Source organism: Salifodinibacter halophilus (assembly GCA_012999515.1).
GTDB lineage: Bacteria > Pseudomonadota > Gammaproteobacteria > Nevskiales > Salinisphaeraceae > Salifodinibacter > Salifodinibacter halophilus.
Map to the genome: position 1 here is coordinate 436,150 of JABEEB010000001.1, position 16,465 is coordinate 452,614.

General features: G+C 59.7%; 13 protein-coding genes. 2 read left to right on the forward strand and 11 right to left on the reverse strand.

The window, feature by feature from the left end:
* Positions 1-15: 15 nt before the first annotated feature.
* Genes HKX41_01930 through HKX41_01940 form a run of 3 tightly spaced genes read right to left on the reverse strand, consistent with a single transcriptional unit; the run spans position 16 to position 6,014 of the window.
* A complete protein-coding gene (locus tag HKX41_01930) occupies positions 16-3,078 on the reverse strand; it encodes an efflux RND transporter permease subunit (protein NNC22919.1) in 3,063 nt (1,020 codons plus the stop codon).
* A gap of 23 nt (positions 3,079-3,101) precedes the next feature.
* A complete protein-coding gene (locus HKX41_01935; protein ID NNC22920.1) occupies positions 3,102-4,529 on the reverse strand; it encodes an efflux RND transporter periplasmic adaptor subunit in 1,428 nt (475 codons plus the stop codon).
* 21 nt (positions 4,530-4,550) lie between these two features.
* A complete protein-coding gene (locus HKX41_01940) occupies positions 4,551-6,014 on the reverse strand; it encodes an efflux transporter outer membrane subunit (GenBank protein NNC22921.1) in 1,464 nt (487 codons plus the stop codon).
* 217 nt (positions 6,015-6,231) lie between these two features.
* Between HKX41_01940 and HKX41_01945 the strand changes: the two genes are divergently transcribed.
* Positions 6,232-7,452 carry a Bcr/CflA family multidrug efflux MFS transporter gene (locus tag HKX41_01945; protein ID NNC22922.1) on the forward strand — a complete coding sequence of 407 codons (1,221 nt, stop codon included), beginning with the start codon at positions 6,232-6,234 and terminating at the stop codon, positions 7,450-7,452.
* 56 nt (positions 7,453-7,508) lie between these two features.
* Here the strand turns inward: HKX41_01945 and HKX41_01950 are convergent, their stop codons facing one another.
* From HKX41_01950 to aroE, 3 genes are all read right to left on the reverse strand, one after another.
* Positions 7,509-8,063 (reverse strand): hypothetical protein, encoded by a 555-nt coding sequence (locus HKX41_01950; GenBank protein NNC22923.1) that lies wholly within the window; start codon positions 8,061-8,063, stop codon positions 7,509-7,511.
* Between the two features lie 90 nt (positions 8,064-8,153).
* Complete coding sequence (locus HKX41_01955) at positions 8,154-8,879, reverse strand: endonuclease V (GenBank protein NNC22924.1); 726 nt, start codon at positions 8,877-8,879, stop codon at positions 8,154-8,156.
* A 19-nt stretch (positions 8,880-8,898) separates the two neighbouring features.
* Positions 8,899-9,726, reverse strand: a complete 828-nt coding sequence (gene aroE, locus HKX41_01960; protein NNC22925.1) for a shikimate dehydrogenase — start codon at positions 9,724-9,726, stop codon at positions 8,899-8,901.
* Between the two features lie 139 nt (positions 9,727-9,865).
* Here aroE and HKX41_01965 point away from each other — a divergent pair, with 139 nt between their 5' ends.
* A complete protein-coding gene (locus HKX41_01965; protein ID NNC22926.1) occupies positions 9,866-10,660 on the forward strand; it encodes an undecaprenyl-diphosphate phosphatase in 795 nt (264 codons plus the stop codon).
* A gap of 49 nt (positions 10,661-10,709) precedes the next feature.
* Here the strand turns inward: HKX41_01965 and HKX41_01970 are convergent, their stop codons facing one another.
* Genes HKX41_01970 through HKX41_01990 form a run of 5 tightly spaced genes read right to left on the reverse strand, consistent with a single transcriptional unit; the run spans position 10,710 to position 16,404 of the window.
* The gene (locus HKX41_01970; protein ID NNC22927.1) at positions 10,710-11,999 is read right to left on the reverse strand and encodes a multifunctional CCA addition/repair protein; all 1,290 of its coding nucleotides are present in this window, start codon (positions 11,997-11,999) and stop codon (positions 10,710-10,712) included.
* Positions 11,996-13,993, reverse strand: a complete 1,998-nt coding sequence (locus HKX41_01975) for a transglycosylase SLT domain-containing protein (protein ID NNC22928.1) — start codon at positions 13,991-13,993, stop codon at positions 11,996-11,998. Before HKX41_01975 ends, HKX41_01970 begins: the two co-directional genes overlap by 4 nt.
* Positions 13,977-14,939: a LysR family transcriptional regulator gene (locus HKX41_01980; protein NNC22929.1), complete on the reverse strand. Its 963-nt coding sequence runs from the start codon at positions 14,937-14,939 to the stop codon at positions 13,977-13,979. Before HKX41_01980 ends, HKX41_01975 begins: the two co-directional genes overlap by 17 nt.
* The gene (gene hemF / locus HKX41_01985; protein NNC22930.1) at positions 14,936-15,889 is read right to left on the reverse strand and encodes an oxygen-dependent coproporphyrinogen oxidase; all 954 of its coding nucleotides are present in this window, start codon (positions 15,887-15,889) and stop codon (positions 14,936-14,938) included. The genes HKX41_01980 and hemF overlap by 4 nt, the downstream gene beginning before the upstream one ends.
* A complete protein-coding gene (locus HKX41_01990; GenBank protein NNC22931.1) occupies positions 15,886-16,404 on the reverse strand; it encodes an L-threonylcarbamoyladenylate synthase in 519 nt (172 codons plus the stop codon). The genes hemF and HKX41_01990 overlap by 4 nt, the downstream gene beginning before the upstream one ends.
* Positions 16,405-16,465: the final 61 nt, after the last annotated feature.

Genomic DNA, 16,465 nt, shown 5'->3' on the forward strand with positions numbered 1-16,465 from the left:
CGCGCGAGCAGTCGGTTACGGCGTTTGGGGCGTGAAGCGGCTCGTAATGTCGTCGAGGATCACGTAGAAACAGGGCACCAGAATCAATGTGATGGCGGTGGCGAACAGTATGCCGAAACCCAGTGATATCGCCATTGGTACGATGAATTTAGCCTGGATCGACGTGGCAAAGATCATGGGGACTAGGCCACCGAAAGTGGTCAGTGTCGTCAGCAGAATCGGGCGGAACCGCCGAATTGCGGCGAGTTCCACTGCGCGCGCGGCGCTTTCGCCGGCGCGTTTGAGCGTGTTGGCGTAGTGAATTAGGACCAGCGAGTCATTAACGACCACGCCAGCTAGTGCGACTGTGCCCATCAAGCTGATGATCGACAGCGAAAATCCCATGATCTCGTGGCCGATAATCGCGCCGACGATGGCAAATGGAATGGACAGCATGACGATGATTGGCTGGGTGTAACTCGCAAATGGGATGGCGAGCAGGATGTAGATGCCGGCCAATGCGAAGAAAAAGCCGATAAAAAGTGAATCCAGCGAATCCTGTAGATCTTTTTGCCGGCTGCCATAGGAAAAGGTCAGGTCGGGGTATCTGGCTTGGAGTTGGGGCAATAATTTATTGTTCAGCGTATTGACGACCCGTTGACTATCGGATGGTGGCGTCACGTTGGCGCTGACTTCAATGTTGCGGCGGCCGTTGCGACGCGTGATCTTTGTTGAGGCACGTGTATTCTGGATATCGGCCACTGTGTTGAGTCGGACATAGGTGTCGGCCGGTGTCTTGATCAACAAATTGGCGACCGATGCCGCGCTGCCACGCTCGTCTTCTGGCAGCGTGACCATGACTTTGACCTCGTTACGGCCCCGCAGCTCGCGCAGTGCTTCGTTGCCGTAGAACGCTGCTCGCACCTGACGGCCGACGTTTTCGTTGGTCAGGCCAAGGCTCCGACCTGCCTCGTTGAGCGTGAAGTTGATCTGGCGTTTGCCTTCAGCGACGCCGCTGTCAACGTCGTCGGTGCCCTGGATGCCTTTCAATTCGGACGCCAGGCGCTGGGCTGCTTGGCGCAAGTCCTTGGAGTTACGCATCGCCAACTCAATAGCAACGGATTTGCCTGCGCCGGGGCCGCCCGCGTTCGACTGGAATTGTGTGGATTGCGAACCGGCGATGGGCGGTAACGCCTGTCGCCAATTATCGGCAAATGCGACGGTGCTGATCGGTCGCTGGTCCGGCGGGCTCAGGTATACCTTGGTCTGGATTTCATTGCGGTCGATATGGGAAAACACACCGGTGACGAGTTTGTTGCCGCCGTGCTTCGCTTTAACCTTATCGGCTGCGGCCTCGAGTTTGTCACGCACTTGTTTCATGCGTTGGCTCGAGGTGCCGAATGGCATCGTCAGAGTGGCGTCGGCGTGGTTGGATTCGACTCGCGGCATCAGCGAAAAGCCCATATGACCACCGCCGGCCCAGGCGATCACAACCATCAAAACGGCGAATCCGGTCGCGCTCGTAACGTAGCGCCAGCGTAATAAAGCGCGTACGGCGGGCGCGTAATAGTGTGCGACCAGCGTCGAAAAACGGTTGGCAAAACCCTGTTGGCCGGTGTGGATCGTTTTGATCAGTCGATTGCGATCGCGGACACGGCCGTGTGCCAGATGGGCGGGCATGATAAACAACGCCTCAGCCCATGAGATCAAGAGTACGCTGATAACAACCAGTGTTACGGGCGAAAACAACTGACCCATGACGCCTGGCACGATTAAAAGTGGCAGGAAAGCCACGATATTGGTCAGAATCGAGAACGAGATTGGCACCGCGATTTCGCGCGCGCCGGTAATCGCAGCGTCGATCGGGCCGAGACCCCGTTCGCGGGCCGCGTAGACGCTCTCACCGGCGATGATGGCGTCATCAACCACGATGCCGAGCGCGACGATGAACGCGAACATCGAGACCATGTTGATCGTGACATTGAACGCCGGTAATAAGATCAACGCGCCGATGAAGGCCGTCGGGATCCCCATCATCACCCAGAATGCGAGCCGCATTTCGAGAAATAGACCGAGGATGATGATGACCAGCAACAAACCCAGCCCGGCGTTGCGGAGCAACATCTCCAGGCGCTGCGCATAGACGCGTGAGGCATCACCATTGATCGCGTAGTGCAATTGCGGCGGCATGTTGTCGGCGATCTTGTCCATCGCTTGACGCGTGGCGTCGGCGATCGCGATCGGGGTCTGCTTGCCGGCGCGTGACACCGCAATACCGATGGATGGTTGACCGTTGTAAGTCGCCGATTTGTGACTTTGCTCGAAACCGTTGACGACCGTCGCGATCTGTCCAAGCCGGACCACGGATCCGTCGGGCTGCGTGATGATCGGGATGTGTGCGAATTCGCGTGCGGCCTCCTTGCGAGCTTTTAGACGCACGAGAATCTGTCCAGAGCCTGTATCGATACTGCCACCGGCGACATCGACCGCTGCTTGACGCACCTTATTGCCGATTTCCGGCAAAGAGAGGTCATATTTTTTCAACGTCGCCTGCGGCACATTGATCCGCACCACATACTTGCGTACGCCGGTCAGCGATACTTGGGTTATATCTGGCGAGGCCAGAAGTTTATCCCGGACTTTCTCGGCGTAAGACCGCAGCGCCGTGTGTCGAACTTTGCCGTAGAGCTGGACGTTGAGCACGCCGCGTTCGTGGTGCGACAGCGAAATAATCGGCTTGTTGGCGGCCTCCGGAAAGGTTTGCACCTGATTGACGGCCTGCGAGACATCTTGGAAGACTTGCTGGCCGTGCGTGCCTTGTTGAAGCTTGAGCGTCACCGTGCCAACACCTTGACTGGCGGTGGCTGTGGTCTTTTTGACGCCGTTGATGCCACGGACTTTGGATTCGATGGCCAGTACGACGTTTTGTTCGAGCTGTTTCGGTGTGGCACCGGGATAGGTGACTGTCACCTTGACGCGTTGCAGGCTGTACTGGGGAAACACTTCCTGCGTGATCGTAGTCGCCATTAGCAGCCCGCCGGCTAGCAGGACGAGCATGATCAGGTTGGCTGTCACTCGATTTCGGACCATCCATCCGATTGGCCCGTCCCCGGCTCCGTCGCTCATGTCGTGCGGGCCGTGTCATGGTCACCGGCAGTGGCACGCATCAAGCCGGCGGCCGGTGCCAGTTGGAGCCCATCATTGTGCTGGCCCAGGGTGCTTACTTTGGCGCTGGCGCTTTGTTGTTCGGTTTTGCCAGAAGCCTTGTTGGTTGTCGGTGAGGGCGGTTCGTTGGTTTGCGCGTCGCGGTTTTGGCCGCTGGTCGCTTCGTTCGAGCCAGCGCTAGCCGGCTTGTTGTGACGTGCACGCAGCGGTTCGCCGGCGATCGGCGCCGCCAGATCGGTTGTCACCACGGCGTCGCCGGGTTTTAAACCGCTTGTAACGATCGCACGCTGGTCATCCTGATAGGCAACTGTCACCTTGCGGATGGCCAGTTTGTCGTCGGCTGTTTTAATCCAGACGTGATCGTTTTCCCGTAGATTACTCGCGCGTATCGTGACCGCATCGTTGGGGGGTTGTGCTTGGATGCGAACCGGCACGTAAGCGCCCAGTAACAAGCGCTTATCCTTGTTACTGGCATCACCTAGCGGGTTAGGGATTTGCAGCAGAACCTGGGCCATGCGTCCTTTTTTCTCGAGCATGCCTTGAATGCGGAGGATCGACGCATTCAGATAGTCGTCCGGATGCCACGCTTCCGGATAATAAACGCGTGCAGCGGAGCCGGTTTGATGCGGTGTCGCTGCATGCAGCCAGCGAATCTGTTTGACCGGCAGTGAAATGTTGACCCAGTAACGATCGGTTGCCGCCAGGGTGGCGATCGGGGTGCTGGTCGCGACCACGTCGCCGATTGATGCGCTGCGGCTGGTAACGATGCCGTTAAATGGCGCGCGCACGGTTGTGCGCTTTAGATCGAGCCTGGCCTGTTTGACCGAGCTTCGAGCCGAGCGCACGCGTGCTTTAGCCTGGCGCCGTTGTGGTCCGCGCAAGGCCAGCCGTTTTTCTTGGGCGGTGACATTGTCTGCGCCGATTCGTTGGAGTTCACGTTTGGCAACCGCTTGCTGGCCTTTTTCGGTGGCCAGTTTGGCCTTGGCGGTGGCGAGATCGGTTTTCGCGCGTTCCAGCGCCAGCTTATAGTCGCTGCGCTCGATCTGCGCTAGCGCATCGTTTTTTTGGAAGCGCGTGCCGGGCGCGAGGCTATCGTCAAGTTTGACAATCCGGCCGTTGACGCGCGCCTGCAACTGTGTCGAATCGGCCGCTTCGACCTGGCCGTGTGCCTTGATCATGAAATGTTGCGGCGTCGACTGCGCGCGTTCGACCGAAACCAAGGCACCACGATGCTTGGTCGTTTGTTCCCCTTGGGGGGCCGACGGTGGGTGTGTTAACAGCCAGTAGGCTACTACGCCGCCGATCAGGATAACGAGCACGGCTACAATCGCCGATACCCAGGGCCCGAGGCGTGCGCGTTTGTCTTCTGGACCGTCCTCGCTCATATTTTCTTATCCGGATAGGCGTTAGTTGTCCGACGAGGCGCTCGGTTTGTGGCCGATTGACGACACGGGAACGCCACCGGCTAGTGCACGGTACAGATTGATGCGGTACTGAAGCAGGTTGAAACGTGCGGTGATTTGATTCGTTTGGAGATCTTGCCGGTTGATGACGGTGTCAAGCACTTTGAAATAATCAGTAGCGCCGCGCAGATAGCGTAAGCGTAGATTGGCTACGGTCTTTTTAGACAAACTCAGTTGGCGGTTGAGTTGTTGCAGAAACATTTTTTGTTTTTTTTCGTTCGATAGAGCCGTTTCGACTTGTTTGAGGGCTTTTAGCATTTTTGATTGATAATCGGCGACGGCCGCGTCGACTGTCGCGCGATTTTTTTCGACTTGTGCCGCCTTAGCGCCGGCATCGAAAAGTGTTTGTGAGATAGAGCCCGTCAACTGAGTCACCCAATGACTCAGTATTGAGCCGGGGTTGGCCGCGGCGTTGAAACTCGCCGACAGTGAAACATCAGGGTAACGATCGGCCAGCGCGGCAGCGACGCGGCGATTGTCGGCTGCTACCTGGAAAAATGCCCGGCGGACATCCGGACGGCGCATCACGAGCGTGCCGGGAACCCCGGTTTCCGGCAGCGGTGGCAGATCCACGAGTTGCCCTGGAGGCAGTGAAAATTTTTCGGGCGGGCGTCCAACCAGTACCGCGAGTGCATTATGCATGGACTGCTTCTGTGCGCGGGTTTTGGCGATCTGTCCCTTACTTCTGGCGACGGTTTGGCGTTGCCGTAGGACGTCCGCAGCTGATGACTGGCCGTTTTTGAATGAGAATCGGGTTAGCTCGAGGATGTTTTTATTGACCTTGAGCTGGCGCTTGAGAAGACGGATGCGAGTGCTTAGCTCCTGGAATTTGTACCAGTCGCTGGCAATGTCGCCGGCGGTGGTCATGGCAGCTGCCTTCAGCGCCTCGCGCTGGCCCCGCAGGTCATAGGTGGCGGCCTTCTTACGGTCGCGGTATTTGCCCCATATGTCGAGATTGTAGTTGATGTTGACGCCTGCGCTGCGCGAGGTTTGCCAGTTATCGCGATCGCGGGTGAGGCTTGCGGTTGACCCGGACTGGCTGCCATCATATGTGAACGAGCTAGTATTTTGCGTCGAGCGATCGGGGCGGTGGGTCGCCGACTGATCGACGCTGCCACTCGCGGTCGGGAACAGATTGGCATTGGCGGCCTTGACCATCGCCCGTGCACGTTTAACGCGCGCGTACCCGGCACGTAATGAAAAGTTGTCGCTCAGCGCGCGCTCGATGAGCTTGTTTAGCCCGGCATCATCGAAAGCACGCCACCAGTGCTGGGCGCGCGGTGCATCGCCGCTGAATTCGAAGCGTGCCGGCATCGTGAATTGGGGATCGCTTAGCTCGGACAGCGAGCGCGACGCGCAGCCGCTGACGCTCGAAGCGATCGTGACGCAGCCCGCGATCAGAATCACAGCACTAGATACCCGGCGGGGGAGCCACAACGCGCGTATCTTGCCGAGACGGCACATGAATCGCGCGGCGTTAGTTGTAAAAGACAAAAGCGGTGCTGCTCGCATCCGTTTACTTAATTTGCCCAGTATTCTACGGGCCACAGGCGAGCGTGACACGTTCGAAAAATGACGTGTCGTCTCGGCGCTCATAGGCCTGCTAATAAGAAGGAATAAATGTATGGCGGTAGAAGCGGTGTCTGATGTTAAGCGGCTGTCATTAATCGTCGTGCTCGGCGCGATCACTGCGATCGGGCCGTTGTCTATCGACACCTATTTACCGGCGATGCCGGCGCTCGCACAGGAGTTCGGGGTGGATGCCTCGGACGTCCAGTATACACTGAGTGTGTTTTTCATCGGTTTGGCCGCCGGGCAGTTGACTTATGGTCCGCTATCGGATCGCTACGGGCGGATGCCGATTCTTTATGGTGGTCTTTCGCTTTATCTCGTGGCCAGCGTGTTATGCGCTGTGGCGGGGTCGGTTGAAGCATTCACGGTCGCGCGCTTATTCGAAGGGTTCGGTGCCGCTAGTGCGCCGGTGATGGGGCGCGCGATCGTCCGTGACCGTTTTGCGGGCAACGAGGCAGCCAGCGTCATGTCATTTGTGGTCATGGTTATGGCATCCGCGCCATTGGTTGCGCCCATGCTGGGCAGTGCGTTGCTGACACTCGCATCCTGGCGCGGCATATTCGTTTTCATCTCCGCCTATGCCTTACTGGGGTTGTTCATTCTCCGGTTTCTGCTGGCGGAATCGCACCCGATCGAGAACAGGGTGCGTGACCACAGTCTCGCTGCGCAGTATCTTGGCTATATATCGCTAATCGGTCGACCGCCGGTTATGCTGTTTCTGATCTGCGGCAGCCTGATGTTTGGCGCTCTTTTTTCCTATGTGGCAGCCAGTGCGTTCGTCTATATAAGCGAGTTCGGTGTTGACCGCCAGCTATTCGGGCTCTATTTCGGTGCCAACGTTTGCTCTATGCTGCTCGGCACCTGGGCCAACGGCCGTCTGGTTCGGCGCTATGGTTATCGCCGCTTGCTAGGCTTCGCGGTTGCCAATACGCAGGCTTGTGGTCTGGTATTGCTGGCCACTACGTTGACCGGCTGGGGTGGTTTCTGGGGCGTGGCAGTCCCGCTGTTCTTCCTGCTGGCCACAGTAGGTATCGCCGGTGCCAACACAGTCGCAGGTCTTTTGGATTTGGTCCCCGATAGAGCAGGTGCTGCTTCTGCATTATTCGGCGTGTGTCAGTTCTCGGTTGGGTCGCTGACAAGTTGGTGGGTCGGCGCGCTCGGTGGCGACGCCGTTGCCATGGCCATTGTTATGGCCAGCTCAGCCGGCGGCGCCGTGGTTGCTTACATCGGCATGCTGGTTTGGGGCATTGGGGTTGGCCAGACCACGTCGTAGTCCATAAAAAAACCCGGCGCGGGGCCGGGTTTTTCGAGCTTTGAAGCGTTGGCGAGTTAGCCGGACTGCGGCTGGCTGCTCTTCGCCGAACTGCGCATCTTCTTTTGAATCTTACGCAGGCTCTGAATCAGCTTGTCGGTTTTCGAATTCTGTTTCTTCATTGCCGCCTGCGTGTCGTCCTGCAGCTTCTGACGCGCCTGCTTGATCTTCGGCTGGCTCATAGCCTGTTTGCGCGCCTTGCTCATTTTCTTGCGTTCCGACTGGAACTGCTGCATGACCTCTTTACGCTTGGATTTGCTCAGGTCACCGGACTGCAGCTTCTTCGACAAGCTTTGTAGCTTGTCACGCCCGGATTCCGTGTTGTACCCCTGTTTCTTGATCGCCGAACGAACCATTTTCTGGTAGTCGTTTTGCTGTTTTTTAAGCTCGGGGTTGTTCTTCAGCGTCTTCTGATGGATCTGCTGGAGTTCCTTGGATTTTTCCTGATACTTCTGGATCAGCGCTTGGGTGCCGTTGTTGGCTTTACCAGAGTTGGAGGCGGCCAGAGTAGGGCCGGCGACAAACGTCAGTGCCAGGGTGGCGAGGGCAGCGATCCGGAGACTGCGTTGCATAGAAACCTTGTGGTCGTTGGTAAAACTCGAGGCAGTATAGCAGGGCGCATTATGCGCTGAAAGTCGTAGTGCCAAAATGCTCATTACCAGTCAATGATCTCGGGTGAGTGCATCGGCCAGTCGTGTAGGCTCTGGTAGACGGCGTCCAGCCAGGGTGGAACGCACCCAGGCAAGTGCTGTGTCACTATCCATGCCGTCGCCCGGCGATATGAATAGCGGATTGGCACGTTCGCGTGTTTTTAAGACGTGACCGAGCAGGCTTTGTTCGTCTTGTAACAGCGAGACTTGCCCGGGGTCGGTCGGCGGTTGGTAATGGCCGCTTAACCGACTCTTGCCCACACCGATCGATGGCAGGCCGGTTACAAGCCCTAGATGCGACGCTGTGCCGACCCGGCGTGGATGGGCGATGCCCTGACCATCAACCATGAGCAGGTCCGGCGTAACCGGCAGTGAAGCAAGCGCGGCCAGTGCCGTCGGCAGTTCGCGAAAAGACAGCAGCCCAGGGATGTACGGCATGCGTGTGGCCGCGGCAGCACGAGCCGAATACGCAATCCGACGTGTTTGGGCCTCGAGTACCACCACCGCTGCGAGTGTCTGGCGGCCACGGCGCGGGAAGCCGACATCGACGCCGGCAATCCATTGAACATTGCCGACTCGGGGCGTTGGGTCGACATGCGCGGCGAGTTCATCTTGCAGCGCCCGACAGGTGGCCGCCTGCGTTGGCCAGTCATGGCAGATACGGCGACCGACCTTGGCATTGGCCGATAATATTTGAATCGGTGGTGTGCGCGGTTGGTTGCTAGTTGATCGAGCCATTGGCCCACGGGTCGTTTGCTTAGCCGGAGTTGCCGTAGCCGAGTTTTTCGATTACCGGCATTGTGTCGGGGCGCCGCCCGCGCCAGCAATAGAATGATTCCGCGGCCTGCTCGACCAACATGCCGAAGCCATCAGTAACCCGACGCGCACCGCGATCGCGCGCCCATTGGACGAATGGGGTTGGCGTGTCGGCGTAGAGCATGTCATAGGCGATGCTGTGGTGGCCGATGATTATGTCGGGAACTGCCGGCATGGTGCCGTCTAGACCGGCCGACACTGCGTTGATAACGATATCGTAAGTCTCGGTCAGTTCGGCTGGCGCGGCTGTTGCGACCGCGTTGTCGACTGCAGCGGCGACCGCTTCGGCCCTGGTGGTCGTCCGATTGGCGATCGTGATGCCGTATGGTTCCTGCGCCAGTAGCGCGGGCAGGGCGCCGCGTACAGCACCGCCCGCGCCGAGAATCAACACGCGTGCCCCGGCCAGTTGCGCGTCGGCGCGTTTTTCAAGGTCGCGTGCCAGCCCCACGCCATCAGTGTTGTCGCCGTGAATCCGGCCGTCATCGGCCTTTGACAGCGTATTCACGGCACCGGCCGCGGTTGCGCGCTCGCTGAGCTCGTCGGCAAACGCGGCGGCCTCGAGCTTGAAAGGCAGCGTAACGTTGGCACCGCGCCCGCCTTGGTTGAAAAAATCGGCGGCCGTGCCCGCGAAATCATCGGTCGGCGCCGCTAGTCTTTCGTAAGCCATGTTCTGGCTAGTGGCTGTCGCGAAAAGCGTGTGGATGGCGGGCGAACGACTATGGTCGACCGGCTGGCCAATGACTACGTAACGATCGGGCGGCGTCGACATCCGTGGTTGCTCTGGCTTGTTGCGGCGCCCGCTATGGTAGCTTATGCCGTCGTTGCGGCGCCGTTTTGGCCTATTATCACCGGCGTTACGGCGCATCAGAATTTCGCCGGAATCGGAGTGGATCGTGGACTGGGTTCAGTTGGTGTTAGTGTCGATCATGCAGGGATTAACCGAGTTCTTGCCTATATCGAGTTCAGCCCACCAGATTCTGTTGCCGCATATTGCAGGCTGGTCCGATCAGGGCGTGGCATTCGATATGGCGACTAATCTCGGCACCTTGACCGCGGTTCTCGTTTATTTCCGGCATGATTTGCTGCGACTGTTGATTGCGGGGTGGCAGTCGGTTTTCGGTGGCCGCCGTGACCACGATACGCGTTTGGCCTGGGGGCTGATTGTGGCTAGCGTGCCGGCGATTGGCTTGGGCGCGCTGATTGGTTTGACTGTCGGCGAGGCCGTGCTCCGTCAGCCTTGGATCATCGCTGTGGCGAGTATTGTATTCGGCGTGGCGCTGGGCTGGGCCGATCGCCCCAAAGCGACCAATCGTGCCCTCGATTCCCTGAGGCCGCGTGATTATCTGATGATCGGCCTGGCGCAGGCGGTGGCGCTAATCCCGGGCTCATCACGTTCGGGGATGTCGATGTTCGGGGCGCGCGCACTTGGACTCGATCGGCGGGCCAGCGCGCGGGTGTCGTTTTTCATGGCTGTGCCGGTGATAGGCGCTGCGATTGCGTTCGAAGCACTCAAGATCTCGGTCGAGCCGAGCCATACAGCGTGGTCCACGCTTGGCTGGGGCGCGCTCATCAGCGGTGTTGTCGCGATGCTGGCGATCGACGTTTTCCTGCGTGTGATTCGAGCGATCGGCATGATGCCGTTCGTGATCTACCGAGTCTTGCTCGGTGTTGCGATTTTGCTCGTGTTGACACTCGGCGGATAGCGCAACCTGACCATACCGCATGCTGCGACTTGCGGGTGATTGGTGTCGTCTATGGCGCGTCCATGGACGTCGTCGCCGGGCCACCGGCGTGACTGTGCAGGTGCTCGGGGTGGCGTAACACCTCGGCTATGGCGTCCATACGCTTTTGGCGCACGGCGTCACCGATTGCCGGCCCTTCGAGACCTGGCGTTGCCGCGATGGCGCTCGTATCGACGCTTTGCGCGGCGGCGAGTGCGTGTCGCGCTATTTCGGCTTGGGGGTAGGTGCGTTGTTCCATGCCTAGGCGGCCGCGCACATCGGCGCGGCAAATCGCGATCATCGATTCCAAGCGCTCGGGGCGGCGCAAGGCATCGGCTGCTTCGAGCATGTCGAGCGCTGTATTGGCCTGTAATTTAGTAAAGCGGTGTAGATGGGTATGCCAACGCGCGGCCAAGCCCGCCAGGTCGCGGGTTTGTTTCGGTACGCGCAGTCGTTCGGCCAGCGCCTTGGCCAGCGGTTCACCGGCCATTTCATGGCCTGCGTGTCCGGGACGTTGCGCGTGCGGCGTGCGGGCTTTGCCGAAATCATGGCAGAGAGCGGCGAATCGACAATCGACTGGGTTGTCCGCTTGGGCTGTCTGATCGAGGACCAGCAATGTATGCACGCCCGCGTCGATTTCCGGATGGTAGCGCACCGGTTGGGGCACGCCGAATAGTGCGTCCAGCTCGGGGAAGAGCCGGGCAAGCGCGCCGACTTGTCGCAATGTGTAAAAAAAGACGCTCGGTTCGTCGGTGGCGAGTGCACGACGGGTTTCGGCCCAGACCCGTTCGGGGACCAGTGCATCGATTTCGCCGTCGCTCGTCATCGACGCCATTAGCTGCTGTGTCTCAGCGGCGATGCGAAATCCGTAGGGCGCCAGCGCCGCGGCGTAGCGGGCTACACGCAGAAGTCGGACCGGATCCTCGGTAAACGCCAGTGAGACGTGGCGCAATATGCCCGCTTCGAGGTCGTCGTGGCCGCCGAACGGATCAATCAGTGTGCCATCGGCCGCCCGGGCCATGGCGTTGATTGTCAGATCGCGTCGGCTGAGATCCGCCTCGAGTGTCACGCTAGGATCAAAATCGACGGCAAAACCATGATAGCCGGGTGCGGTTTTGCGCTCGGCGCGCGCCAGCGCATACTCTTCACCGGTTTTTGGATGCAAAAACACCGGGAAACCGCGCCCGACCGCGCGATACCCGGCCTCGGTCATGGCTTCTGGCGTGGTGCCGACTACGACCCAGTCGCGGTCGTTATTCCGTCGCCCGATCAACTCGTCGCGCACCGCGCCGCCAACGAGATAGGTCTGATCAGTGCTCATCGCGAGGCGGTTGCGGCCGTGTAGTTCGGGGTGATTGGATGGAGCCGCTTGTCGAGTCGCTTGGCACCGCCACCGAGGCGTTTTTCGAACACGATGGTGTGCTTGAGAATGCGTTCGACGTAGCGCCGTGTCTCGGTGTAGGGAATATTGGCGATCCAGATGTCGGCTGCCCGTTTGCGGTTGGGCAACCAACTTCGGACTTTGCCTTTGCCCGCGTTATAGCTGGCAACAGCCAGCGCTGGGTTGCCGCCCCAGCGTTGGCGTAGATGCGTCAGCAAACGACTACCGAGCCGAATATTGATGGCGGGATCGGTCAATGGGCCGGCGGCCAGCGTGTTGTCGCTTAGACTGTTGGCAACATAGCGCGCGGTACGCGGTCTGATTTGCATCAATCCCACGGCATTGGCGCTGGAGCGGATCTTCGATTGGAACAGGGATTCCGTGCGCATAACCGCCAGAATGAGCGCGCTCGATATGCCATTTGCACTTGCGGCGTCTTGAATGAGTTTTTTGTGCGGTGTTGGATAACGGATCGCCAAGTCGTTCCAGTAATCAGCGCGGGCTAGCGTGGTGATCGCCCGTGCATGCCAGCCCCAGTTGTCGGCCAACGCGGCGGCCTGTGCGAGCGTCGATTTATCCGCGTCGGCAAGTGCGCTGCGCCACTCGCGGGTTGCACGGTGGTTGAGATTGGCACGGTATAACAGGCGCGCCCGCACGATCGCTGGACGCCTGGCGATCTGCCGGCGGCGTGCGTTGTCGGCTAGTGGTTGGGCGTTGAGTTGGTAAGCCTGGCCGACCCTGTCGGCGGCTAGGAAGCCGTAGTACGCGCGCTTCTGGCTAAGCTTTCGATAAATGGATTGGGCTTTCGAGCGGCGATCCAATTTGGCCAGGGTGCGGGCGCGCCAGTAGCGCCATTCCGGTTTGTCGGCGATTTGGCCCGACATCGCGTCCAACCAGCCAAGCGCCCTATGCCAGCGCCCCTGATAGACCGCACTTCGAACGGCCCAGCCAATAGCGTGTTCGTCGTCGGCCATGCGCTTGTCGGCGATCTTCTTGAACCACTTTAAGGCGGTGGCTTCATGGTTTTCGGCGTAGAGCAGGGCGATCCAGCGACGCATTTGGTAGCGGGTCGCGGTATTGATATCGAGCTGGTCGACAACGTCGGGCAGTATCGATGCGGCCCGATCGAGGTTCGATAGCGCCAAACGTTTAAATACAGCCAGGGCGATGCTGCCCGGCAGATCGCGTGTGCTGGCGAGCTGCGATGGCTGTTGGGTAACATCGAGCCAGTTTGTCACCCGTTGTCGAGCGCGTGAGCCGGTGTCGAGCTTGCGGCTTAAGTAACGCGCTAGGCCTTGTTGGTTATCGTTGAGTGCCAACCGGGCGCGTTCCACGATGACATCGGGCGTTAAATGACCACTACGTTTTAGCCAAGCGAAAACCGGATCGCAGGCGTTTGGCTGGCTATGGCCTGCATGCCAGAGGTCGAGCGCCGATTCGACCGGTTTTTGGCCGCGCACGATCTGTGCGTGTACGACGCCACAGCGAACGCGCGTGCGGTCCGCCCGTTGTCCAGTAGCGGCAAGCAGCTGTTGCCAGCGTTGGCGTTGGATGAGGCTGACCAGCCATCGTTGACGTAGGCGTCGCGCCGGCGGCCAGTCGCGATGGGTTTGGATGAACTGTTGGACTTGTCTGTCGAGCGCCGGTGTGGCATCGATCCTGAGAGCGCGGCGCAGACTTGCGGCCGTTAGATAGGGCGCCAGTGGATAATCGCTAAGCGTTTTTTCAAGTGTGCTATTAGGTTCGAGTTTGCCGGCACGCGCGAGCTGTAACGCTTGTCGGAAAAGTACACGCGTTATGGGATTGGCCGCCTCAGCATCCGTGGCGGTGGTTTGGGTCGGCGTGCCGAATGCCGCCGCCGGTATGGTGAGACTCAGCCCGACCAGGCCGACCAGAGCGGCGCGGCGGACTCGTTGGTTAGTTCGAGATTGCAATGTTGTCCGTCGCTTTATCGTCCATGGCGCCGATTGTCGTGACACCCGCTAGTTCACAATCGTGGGCGGCATTAGCCAGTGCGGTGATAGCGCCCGGCCGAGGGAAACTGGAACGCCAAGCGAGAGAGACGCGACGCATCGGCGGCGTGCCCGCTAATGGTCGTGCTGCCAACAGGGGGGATACGTTGCCGAGATCCGGAACCGACGACCGTGGTAGGACCGTCACCCCCAGCCCGCTGGCGACCATGTGGCGGATTGATTCGAGACTGGAGCCTGCGCACGGCTTCTGCTCGGCTTCGAAATCACGGCATTCAGGGCATAGTTCCAACACTTGGTCGCGGAAACAGTGGCCTGGGCCCATCAAAAGCAAGTTCTCGTTGGCGAGTTCGTTGGGATGGACTGCTTCGTGCTGCGTCCAGTGATGGTCGTGTGGTACGACAACGACGAATGATTCGTCGTACAGCGGCGTTGTCGACAGTCCGGGCAAATCGCATGGCGTGGCCACGATAACTGCATCGAGCTCGTTGTTGCGTAGTTGCTGGGCCAGCGTGCGCGTAAAGTTTTCTTCGATGACCAGCGGCATCTGCGGCGTGGTTTGTTTTAGGCGTGGTATCAGATGGGGTAAAAGATAAGGGCCGACGGTATAAATCACGCCCAGGCGCAAGGGGCCATCGAGCTCGTCACGGCTCTGGGCTGCGAGCGACGCCATTTGGTCGACTTCCCCGAGGACGCGGTAAGCTTGGTCGATCAGCCTTGCGCCCAGCTCGGTTATGCATGCTTCACCGCGCTTGCGCTCGAATACCGTCACGCCGAGTTCGCGTTCGACTTTCTTGACCGCGACCGACAACGTCGGTTGGCTGACATGGGCACGCTGCGAAGCGCGCCCGAAATGGCGCTCTTTATCGAGGGCGATTAAATAGCGCAGTTCCGTGAGCGTGACGTTCATGGGTGAATCTGCCCATCGTCCAGATCGAGCCAGTCCCGTGGGCGTAGATAATCGCGCGCTAGTAATTCTTCGCGGCCGCCCGGCTCGGGGCGGTAATCATAGCGCCAGGCAGCGAGTGGCGGCATCGACATCAGGATCGATTCGGTTCGACCTTTGGATTGTAGACCAAACAACGTACCTCGGTCGTAGACCAGGTTGAACTCCACGTAGCGACCACGCCGATAGCACAAAAAGTCGCGCTCGTGCTCGGTGTACGGTGTATGTCGCCGGCGTTGGGCGATGCCGGCAAACGCTCGGCCGAAGGTCTCGCCGATCGCGTAAGCAAACGACAGGCTTGCTTCGAATCCCAGTTCGTTGAAATCGTCGAAAAACAAACCGCCGATGCCGCGTGTCTCGTCGCGGTGGGGCAGATGAAAATAATCATCGCACCACTGTTTAAAACGTGGATAGAGGGAGGCATCGAAATCGTCGCAGGTTTTTTGCGCGGCCCGATGCCAAGCCAGCACGTCGGCATAGAAGGGATAAAACGGTGTCAGATCGAAGCCGCCACCAAACCACCATACCGGCGCCTCGCCCGGTGCCGTGGCGATGAAGAATCGGACGTTGGCATGCGCGCTTGGCACAAACGGATTGCGTGGATGGGCTACCACGGACACACCGAAAGCCGTGAAGCTGCGGCCAGCCAGGTCGGGGCGACGGTTGGACGCTGCGGTTGGCAGGCTGTCGCCGAACACGTGTGAATAGTTCACACCGGCGCGCTCAAAGACGATGCCGTCGTCGAGCACGCGTGTGTCGCCGCCACCGCCGGCGCTACGTTCCCAGGTGTCGACGTGAAATCGGTGCGTCGGCTCGAAACACTCGAACCGGTCGACGAGTTGTTGCTGGAGGTCGGTGAATGCTGCTGCTACGCGATCCGTGTCGGGGGCGTCGTGATCGGCTGGTTGTGTCATGGGCGCGCGGTGGTGCCGGATAGCGCATCCCGAATGGTACTGGGTTGGCCGGGGTGGGAACAGTGGCCGCCGAGGATATAGTCGAGCCGCTGGCCGAAATAGCGTCGAACTCGCCAACTGGACACGGGCGCCGGCCGGCCGGCGGGATTGGCGCTAGTCGACACGATTGCGCCGCCGGATGCGCGAGCTAGCGCACGGCACAGCGGATGTGCCGTGATCCGTAGCGCAATGCGATCGCCGCCGCCCGTCAAATAAAAACCGTTATGATTGGCTGCGGGCAATAGCCAGGTGGTATGCCCGGGCCATGTAGCGGTCGCCCGGGACCACGCATCGGCTGCGTTGGCGGCGACTCTGGCCGCAACGGCTTCGGGCTCGGCTGCAACGATAATCAGACCGCGGGTGGGCGCTCGCTGTTTGAGCGTCAGGATCCGTTTGATAGCCGTCTCGTTGGTCGGATCACAGGCCAGTCCCCAGACGCCTTCCGTAGCGTGGGAGACGACACCACCTGCGCGCACGATTCGCGCCGCGCGCCGCAGACGGTCACCTGGGGCGGCGAAGTGACAACGGTGTGGGTGG

Bases quoted from the DNA above. Each gene is read 5' to 3' on its own strand.
- HKX41_01935 (NNC22920.1), bottom strand. From the start codon at position 4,529: ATGAGCGAGGACGGTCCAGAAGACAAACGCGCACGCCTCGGGCCCTGG.
- HKX41_01980 (NNC22929.1), bottom strand. From the start codon at position 14,939: ATGAACGTCACGCTCACGGAACTGCGCTATTTAATCGCCCTCGATAAA.
- HKX41_01945 (NNC22922.1), top strand. From the start codon at position 6,232: ATGGCGGTAGAAGCGGTGTCTGATGTTAAGCGGCTGTCATTAATCGTC.
- HKX41_01955 (NNC22924.1), bottom strand. From the start codon at position 8,879: ATGGCTCGATCAACTAGCAACCAACCGCGCACACCACCGATTCAAATA.
- hemF (NNC22930.1), bottom strand. From the start codon at position 15,889: ATGACACAACCAGCCGATCACGACGCCCCCGACACGGATCGCGTAGCA.
- HKX41_01970 (NNC22927.1), bottom strand. From the start codon at position 11,999: ATGAGCACTGATCAGACCTATCTCGTTGGCGGCGCGGTGCGCGACGAG.
- aroE (NNC22925.1), bottom strand. From the start codon at position 9,726: ATGTCGACGCCGCCCGATCGTTACGTAGTCATTGGCCAGCCGGTCGAC.
- HKX41_01950 (NNC22923.1), bottom strand. From the start codon at position 8,063: ATGCAACGCAGTCTCCGGATCGCTGCCCTCGCCACCCTGGCACTGACG.